Consider the following 1047-nt stretch of genomic DNA (forward strand, 5'->3'; position numbering starts at 1 on the left):
CCCGTGTCCCGCACCCCGAGGACCGCTTCTTGGGCCTTCGGCGCAGCACGCAAACGGCCCGGATCCGAAGACCCGGGCCGCCGTCCGCCGTTCTCGCGAAGCGCTCCCTGCCCGATGAGGTCGCCCGCGCCGGAGTGGCGCGGGCGAGGGGTCAGAACGGGATGTCGTCGTTGAGGTCGTAGCCGCCCGCCGGCTCCTCGACCTGCCGGTCGCCGGGCTCGGTCGCCGCGGCCGGTTCGCGCCGGTTCTTCAGCCGGATGTCGCTGACGATCAGGCGCAGGTCATAGTGTTCGACCCCGTCCTTGCCGGTCCAGGTGTCGTTCTCGACATGGCCCTGGAGGACGACGCGGCTGCCCTTTCTGGCGAACGGCGCGATGTATTTCTCGGTCGTCGCCTCGCCGAAACAGACGCAGTTGAAGCCGGTGGTGCGTTCGCCCGGCGTGCCGTCGGCCTTGCGGTAGCGGGTGGTCTCCAGCACGCGGAAGCTGGCGCGCTTCTTGCCGGAGCCCTGGGCCGAGAGGATGGAGGGGTCGGCGGCCAGATAGCCTTCGATGACGAGGGATTGCATGGTCAGTCTCCTGAAAATGAAGGTTTGAAGGGTGGTCAGGCGGCGGCGCGGTCGGCGTCTGCCGCCTCGCCGGAGGCGGCGGCACGCGCCTCGGCCCAATCGAGGACGGTCAGGCGGTTCACCACCAGTTCCTTGGCGGTGCGTTCCTGGCCGTCCTTCGTGGCGTAGGCCGTGTCGATGAAGGCGCCCGTGACGACGGCCTCGCAGCCTTGGGCGAGCCCGCGGGCGATGACCTTCTCGTTGAGGCCTTTTGACCAGCTGACGCAGTTGACGCCGACGAGCCGGTCCTTGCCGGACGGGTCGACGCCGCGCTTCTCGAGCAGCCGGAAGACGGCCTTGCCGAAGTCGCCGCTGATCTGGGGGTCGGCCGCCAACCGGCCGGTGAACACCATGGTCTGCATCTCAGTCTCCTTCTGATCCGAAGCCGCCGAGGGAGCCGATCTCCTTCATCCCGCTTCGCCCCGGACCTCCCTTCCTCC

At 69.1% G+C, this 1047-nt stretch carries 2 protein-coding genes; both read right to left on the bottom strand.

The window, feature by feature from the left end; translation table 11 throughout:
* Positions 1-151 precede the first annotated feature (151 nt).
* On the bottom strand, positions 152-568 hold the full coding sequence (locus ER13_RS18865; protein ID WP_035311427.1) for a single-stranded DNA-binding protein: 417 nt from the start codon (positions 566-568) through the stop codon (positions 152-154).
* Positions 569-603: 35 nt separating this feature from the next.
* A complete protein-coding gene (locus tag ER13_RS17360; protein WP_035311428.1) occupies positions 604-969 on the bottom strand; it encodes a hypothetical protein in 366 nt (121 codons plus the stop codon).
* Positions 970-1047: the final 78 nt, after the last annotated feature.

Origin of the sequence: Brevundimonas sp. EAKA (genome assembly GCF_000698025.1) — a bacterium.
Lineage (GTDB): Bacteria > Pseudomonadota > Alphaproteobacteria > Caulobacterales > Caulobacteraceae > Brevundimonas > Brevundimonas mediterranea_A.